Source organism: Streptomyces sp. NPDC054956 (assembly GCF_053609185.1).
In genome coordinates this window covers 1-6,054 of record NZ_JBSGXB010000397.1, presented here as the reverse complement: position 1 = coordinate 6,054, position 6,054 = coordinate 1, and the positions used below count along the sequence as shown (strand labels likewise).

The following is a 6,054-nucleotide window of genomic DNA, read 5'->3' as shown; positions in this document are numbered from 1 at the left end:
CGGCGGGGTCCTATCGGACGGCCGGACGGCCGGACGGCGCCGAGGTCAGAGGTCCTGGATGCGCCGGAAGGGCCGGTCGGCCTCCAGCTGGAACGCGACCTCCAGCAGCTTGCGTTCGGCGCCGGGGCGGGCCGAGAACATGACGCCGATGGGCAGCCCGTCCGGCGTCGCGGTCGCGGCGGGCACCGAGACCGACGGAGTGCCGACGACGTTGTCGACCGGCGTGAACGCCACGTACGCGAGGATCCGCTCGATCAGCTTCTCGTAGGCAACGGCCGGGCTGAGGTGGCCGATCGGCGGCGTGGTGTGGGCGAGCACCGGCGACATCACGAGGTCGAGCCCGCGGAAGGTCGCGGCGTACGCCTCCCTCGTCCGCTTCAGCCGTCGCACCACGCCCGGAGTCCGGCGCCAGTTCCGCACGTACTCCTCGCGCAGCCCCCGGCTGAGACCGTCCATGCGGTGCCGGTCGAAGCCCTCGCCGAGGGTCCGGCCCGTGACGCCGAGGAGGAAGGACAGCATCCCCCAGTACGTGAGGAAATCGTCGGCGAAGCTCGGGTCGATGCCCAACTCCACCGGCTCCACGGTGTGTCCGAGCCGTCCGAGCGCCTCCACGGTCTCCAGGACCGCCGCCCGGGTGGAGGCGTCGGAGTGCACGCCGATCGGGGAGTCCAGTACGAACCCGATGCGCAACCGCTGCCCCGAGGGGCCCTCGACCAGGCCCAGGGGCGGCAGCTCGGTGCTCCGCCGGTAGGTCTCCGCGGCGCCGAGGAACGCCGCGGCGTCCCGCACGGAACGGCTCACGATCCCGTCGGAGACGATGTCGATCGGCAGTGGGCGGCTCAGGGCACTCGCCACGACGCGGCCACGGCTCGGCTTGAGGCCGACGAGCCCGCAGCAGGCCGCGGGTATCCGGATCGAGCCACCACCGTCGTTGGCGTGCGCGATCGGCACGGCGCCGGCCGCGACCAGCGCGGCACTGCCGCCCGATGAACCGCCCGCCGAGTAGTCCGTGTTCCACGGATTGCGCACCGGCTCCGCGCCGTCGTACTCGGTGGTCGGACTGAACCCGAACTCGGGCAGCCGGGTCTTGCCCAGTACCGTGACTCCGCTGCTCAGGAACTGCCGGGTGAACGGCGCGTGCTGCCGTGCCGGCCTCGGCCGGAACGCGGCGCTGCCGTGGCCCGTGGGCAGCCCCTGGTAGTCGGTGTTGTCCTTGACGAAGGTCGGCACCCCGGCGAAAGCGCCGCCCGTTCCGGCGGCGGGCACCGGGCTGTCGACATGCACCTGGACCGCGCCCAGCCGTCCCTGGACCGCCCGCACCCGCTCCCCGGCGTCCCGGGCGGCCTCGGCGGGGGAGACCTCGCCCCGCCGGATCGCCGCGGCGAGACCGACGGCGTCGTGCTCTCCCAGGGCGTCGTCCCGGAACGCGTGCACGCCGGCCCGTTCGTCGTAAGTCGTCACTGCTGCCTAGCCCCCCGCCGTGTGGATGGTCGTCCGCCATCATTCCCTACCGCCAAGTAACACGCGAGGAGTTCACCGGCCCATTCGAGCCGTCTTCGATCCCGCCGGACTCCCCGGGCAGGGGCCGCGGCCGCAGTCGCGTACGCGGCCCCGCCGCCTGCCTTCTGAGGTCGGCCCGGAGGCCCGGCCTCACTTCAGGTGCCGGCCGAAGAACCGTGCCCCGTCCTCCACTTCGAACCACGGGGTGCCGGTGTGCCCGCCCGGATTGGCGTGCAGCGTCTTCTCCTCGGCGCCGAAGGAGTCGAACAGGTCCAGCGCCCGCTGCCGGGGATTCCCCTCGTCGTCCCACTGCAGCAGGAACAGCAGCGGAACGGTGACCTGCTGGGCCTCCTCACGCTGGGCGTGGGGCACGTAGCCCCCGGCGAAGAAGCCGGCGGCCGCGATGCGCGGCTCGGTCGCCGCGAGCCGGATGCCGAGGGCGGTCCATCCCGAGTACCCGACCGGGCCGCCGATCCCGGGCAGCGCGAGGACGGCGTCCAAGGTGGCCCGCCATTCCGGGACCGCGTTCTCGACCAGCGGGCCGATGAAGGACTCGAAGATCTCGTCGACCGGCTCGCCGGCCTGCATCGCCCGGCGGAGTTCGGCGCGGGCCTGTTCGGCGGCGGCGGAACGGGGCCGGTCACCGCACCCGGCGGCGTCGATGGTGGCCACCGCGTAGCCGTGCGACGCGGAGTGCCGGGCCCGGGCCACCAGGCGGGCAGCACCCTTGGGCAGGCCGTTGTTGTGGGCCATCAGGATCAGGGGGACCGGTGCGGTGGATTCGGGCGTCCACAGGGTGCCGGGGATCTCGCCGAGGGTGAACTCGCGTTCGACGACGCCGTCGTCGAGGCGCTGCTCGGAAATGAAATGCATGGTCGTGCCTTTCGGGAGGGCTCTTGAACGGCGCTCCCGGACGACCTATCGCCCGGCCGTGACCCCGGAGGGGAGCACCCATGTCGATACTGCGTTCACGGGTACCACCTCCTCGTTCTCTTGCACGGCTTCCGGGAAAGTAGCAGCGGCCGGCGCGGTCCGCCAAACGGTTTTCGTGGGCGGAGGCCCCGCCGCCGGAGGGGAGTGCGGTGCCGGGCCGGGCCGAGTGGCGGGCACGCGCTCCGCCGGGTCAGGCGTCCCAGGCGCGAGGACGGTTCAGCTCTTCCCATTCGGGGCGGAGCAGTGAGAACACGGCGAGGTCGTGGCGGCGGCCGCGGTGGAAGCAGGCGGCGCGGCTGATCCCCTCCTGGGTGAAGCCGGCCTTGGCGAGGACGGCGAGCGCGGGGGCGTTGTCGGTGTGGGTTTCCGCCGTGAGCCGGTACATCGGGAGTTCACCGAAGGCCAGGTCCACCACGGCGTCGAGGGCTGCGGAGCCGTGGCCGTGTCCGCGATGCCGGGCAGCGAGCATCAGCTCGACCCGAGCCGTGCTGTCGACGATGTTCTGGCCGGCCAGTGCGACGTGGCCGACAGGGGTGCCGTCCGGAACGAGGACGAGGAAGTCGTCGCGGTCTTCGTCCTCGATGTCGCGCTCGATGCGCTCGCGGAGGGCGGTGAGTGAGCGCGGCCAGATGCCCATGTGATGGGCGGCCTCGGGGTCGGATCGCCAGCCGTGCACGAGCTCGGCGTCGTCCGTGTCGAGAACCGCGAGGCCGACGGACTTGGCCGGCCAGGAAATTACCCTCCCGGCATCGGCATCGGCATCGGCATCGGCATCGGTCTCAGCCTCAGTCTCGGCCTGCGCGTCGTGCTCGTCGTCCGTGAGCCCGGTGAATTCGGTCATGGGCGGATGCTATGAGTGCTTTCAGGCCGCGACCACCGGATTTCTCCGCTCGTCGCCGGCGGCCTCCCGGACCCGGTCGCGGGCCGTGTCAGTCCAGCAGTTCGCTGATCAGTACGCGCTCCAGCCAGGCGCGGTAGCCCTCGGCCGTCCAGCCTCGGTGGCGGCGCAGCAGCTGGTGCATGTGGGGGGAGCCCAGGGCGTAGAAGATGTCGGCGGCGGTGGCCGCGTCGAGGCCGGGGCGCAGGGCGCCCTGCTCGTGGAGGGCCGTGGTGAGCGCCAGGTAGACCTCGTGGGTGGCCTTCGCGCCCGCGTCGGCGGCCGCGCGCATGTCCGGGTCGGCGCCCGCGGCCTCGACACTGACCATGATCAGGTCGCCGGCGCGGTCCAGGAGATCGCTGAGGTAGGCGGTCATGTCCGCGATGGCCGCCCGGGGGTCGGCCTCCTCGCGGACTGCCCGTATCTGCGGCCGGTCGCGTACGCGGACTGGTTCCTCGTCGCCGACGGTCGCGACGCCGAGGGTGTGGCCGAACAGTGCGGCCTTCGTGGGGAAGGCGTCGTAGAGGGTGCGCTCGCCGACCCCCGCCAGCGCCGCGACCTCTTTCATCTTCGTGGCGACGTAGCCCTGCCGGGCGAACAGCTCCGCGGCCGCGGCCCGGATGCGGGCGCGGGTCTCCGTCGCGGAGGCGGCCCGCTTGGTGGAGCGGTACTGACGCTTGTGCTTGACGGGGTCGGTCATGGGGAGCATTCTAAAGGTAATTAGCCGCAGTGAGGCTGCGGTGAAAATGAGGGGACGCCATCATGCCCGTGCTCGCCGGTATCCACCATGTGAAGATCCCCGTCACCGACCTCCCCCGCTCCCTGGAGTGGTACGGCCGCGTCTTCGGTCTCAAGGTCACGCTGGAGTTCCCCGATGCCGACGGAGTCGTACGGGGCGCGGCCGGAGAGGTGCCGGGCCTGGGGGACACCCTCGTCGCGTTCCGCGAGAACCCGGAGGCGGCGCGCGGCTGCCAGGGCTTCGATCCCGTCAGCTTCGCCGTACAGGGGCGGACCGACGTGGAGGCCTGGGCCGCGCATCTGGACGCGCAGGACGTTCCGCACTCGCCCCTCATCGAGGCGTCCGTCGGCTGGCTGCTGGTGTTCAACGACCCCGACGGCCTCGAACTGCACCTCTACAGCTGGGCCGCGCACGGCAACGACCACTCGGCGCGCCCCGGGTACGGCCGCCCGGTCACCGGAGCCGAACCCGAAGAAGGCTCCGCATAGACCCCTCCGTGCGGAGGCGGGGCGTCCCGCGGCGCGGTTCCCCTCACCCTTCGGGGGCCGCCGCGGCCCGGAGGGGCGTGGCATAGTCGCGGCAGGGCGGCGGTCCGGCCGCCCGCGTACGAGCAGACGGGGGCGGGAAATGGACACGGACGCGTTCGAGGAGATCACCACCGAGGGGGAGTTGCGCGAGCTGCTCGGCGAACCCAGCCCCGTGGCCCTCCACAAGGAACGGCGGACCCTTCACGACCACCACAGGCAGTGGCTCGCGCAGTCCCCGCTCTGCCTGATCTCCACGTCCGCCGCCGACGGCACCTGCGACGTCTCGCCCAAGGGCGACCCGGCCGGCTTCACCAAGGTCCTCGACGACACCACCCTCGTGATCCCGGACCGCCCCGGCAACCGCCGCGCGGACAGCTACCGCAACATCCTCACCAACCCTCACGTCGGCCTGCTCTTCCTGATCCCGGGCCGTGGCGACTCCCTGCGCATCAACGGCCGGGCCCGGCTGCTCCGCGATGCGCCCTTCTTCGACGACCTGACCGTCAAGGGGCACCGCCCGACGCTCGCCCTCCTCGTCGAGGTCGAACAGGCCTACTTCCACTGCTCCCGGGCGTTCGTGCGCTCCGCACTGTGGAAGCCGGCGACCTGGAACCCCGAGGCGGCCCCCTCCAGGGCGAGGATCTCGAAGAGCCTGGAGCGCACGCACGAGTCCCTGGAGCAGCTGGAGCGCTATTACGGGCCCTCGTACGACGAGAAGAACATGTACATCTGACCGCGGGGGCGGTGGGCCGCGAGGACCCGCGCGGTACGACTCCCGCACCATCGTGGCGCCATGTGACTTGCCGTGGCGCCACGATGGTGCCATGCTTGTGCTATGGACCTCACTCCCTACGTGGACAACCTCCGGCATGAACTCGGCGTCGCCGCCGCAGCCGGGGGAGACGAAGCACGTGCGCTGGCCGACCGGCTCACCGCCCAGCTCGAGTCGGCCGCCCGGCTGACCCTGCTGAACGCCCTGTCCGACGCGATGGAAGAGGTCACCCGCGACCTGGCGCCCGGCTCGGTCGACGTACGACTGCGGGGGCTCAACCCTGAGTTCGTGGTCACGGCCCCGCCCGCCCCGGACATCTTCGGCGAGCGCGAGGCCCCGGCACCGCCGCCGGCGCCCATGCCACCGGCCCCGGTGGACGTCGAGGACGGCGCCATCTCGCGCATCAACTTCCGCCCGCCGGCCCAGCTCAAGGTCCGGGTCGAGGACGCGGCGAGCCGCGAGGGGCTCTCGGTCAACGCCTGGCTGGTACGGGCCGTCGCCGCCGCCCTGGAGCCCGCGGCCGACCGCGGTACGGGCAGGCCGCCCGCCGCCGGGCAGGCGTACACCGGCCGGACGCCCGCGGCCGGGCAGGGATTCACCGGCTGGGTGCGCTAGGGCGTGTCTTTCGGATCAGGCCGGGCCCGCGCCGCCCGGCACCGCACCTCGCCGCGTTGTCGTCGGTCGACGACGCTCCGCGTCGCCTCCC

At 72.4% G+C, this 6,054-nt stretch carries 7 protein-coding genes; 3 read left to right on the top strand and 4 right to left on the bottom strand.

Going from position 1 to position 6,054, the window contains the following annotated elements; translation table 11 throughout:
* Window positions 1-45 precede the first annotated feature (45 nt).
* From ACWGDE_RS35030 to ACWGDE_RS35015, 4 genes are all read right to left on the bottom strand, one after another.
* Complete coding sequence (locus tag ACWGDE_RS35030) at window positions 46-1,461, bottom strand: amidase (RefSeq protein WP_453393103.1); 1,416 nt, start codon at window positions 1,459-1,461, stop codon at window positions 46-48.
* Between the two features lie 189 nt (window positions 1,462-1,650).
* On the bottom strand, window positions 1,651-2,373 hold the full coding sequence (locus ACWGDE_RS35025; protein WP_453393102.1) for a dienelactone hydrolase family protein: 723 nt from the start codon (window positions 2,371-2,373) through the stop codon (window positions 1,651-1,653).
* Between the two features lie 250 nt (window positions 2,374-2,623).
* Window positions 2,624-3,274 (bottom strand): GNAT family N-acetyltransferase, encoded by a 651-nt coding sequence (locus ACWGDE_RS35020; protein ID WP_453393101.1) that lies wholly within the window; start codon window positions 3,272-3,274, stop codon window positions 2,624-2,626.
* 88 nt (window positions 3,275-3,362) lie between these two features.
* The gene (locus ACWGDE_RS35015) at window positions 3,363-4,010 is read right to left on the bottom strand and encodes a TetR/AcrR family transcriptional regulator (RefSeq protein ID WP_453393100.1); all 648 of its coding nucleotides are present in this window, start codon (window positions 4,008-4,010) and stop codon (window positions 3,363-3,365) included.
* 62 nt (window positions 4,011-4,072) lie between these two features.
* On the opposite strand from ACWGDE_RS35015, the gene ACWGDE_RS35010 reads away from it, so the two are divergent.
* From ACWGDE_RS35010 to ACWGDE_RS35000, 3 genes are all read left to right on the top strand, one after another.
* Window positions 4,073-4,537 carry a VOC family protein gene (locus ACWGDE_RS35010; protein ID WP_453393099.1) on the top strand — a complete coding sequence of 155 codons (465 nt, stop codon included), beginning with the start codon at window positions 4,073-4,075 and terminating at the stop codon, window positions 4,535-4,537.
* A 139-nt stretch (window positions 4,538-4,676) separates the two neighbouring features.
* Complete coding sequence (locus ACWGDE_RS35005) at window positions 4,677-5,309, top strand: pyridoxamine 5'-phosphate oxidase family protein (RefSeq protein ID WP_453393098.1); 633 nt, start codon at window positions 4,677-4,679, stop codon at window positions 5,307-5,309.
* 102 nt (window positions 5,310-5,411) lie between these two features.
* The gene (locus ACWGDE_RS35000) at window positions 5,412-5,963 is read left to right on the top strand and encodes a hypothetical protein (protein ID WP_453393097.1); all 552 of its coding nucleotides are present in this window, start codon (window positions 5,412-5,414) and stop codon (window positions 5,961-5,963) included.
* The last annotated feature ends 91 nt before the right edge of the window (window positions 5,964-6,054 follow it).

Bases quoted from the DNA above. Each gene is read 5' to 3' on its own strand.
- ACWGDE_RS35005 (WP_453393098.1), top strand. From the start codon at position 4,677: ATGGACACGGACGCGTTCGAGGAGATCACCACCGAGGGGGAGTTGCGC.
- ACWGDE_RS35010 (WP_453393099.1), top strand. From the start codon at position 4,073: ATGCCCGTGCTCGCCGGTATCCACCATGTGAAGATCCCCGTCACCGAC.
- ACWGDE_RS35000 (WP_453393097.1), top strand. From the start codon at position 5,412: ATGGACCTCACTCCCTACGTGGACAACCTCCGGCATGAACTCGGCGTC.
- ACWGDE_RS35025 (WP_453393102.1), bottom strand. From the start codon at position 2,373: ATGCATTTCATTTCCGAGCAGCGCCTCGACGACGGCGTCGTCGAACGC.
- ACWGDE_RS35020 (WP_453393101.1), bottom strand. From the start codon at position 3,274: ATGACCGAATTCACCGGGCTCACGGACGACGAGCACGACGCGCAGGCC.
- ACWGDE_RS35015 (WP_453393100.1), bottom strand. From the start codon at position 4,010: ATGACCGACCCCGTCAAGCACAAGCGTCAGTACCGCTCCACCAAGCGG.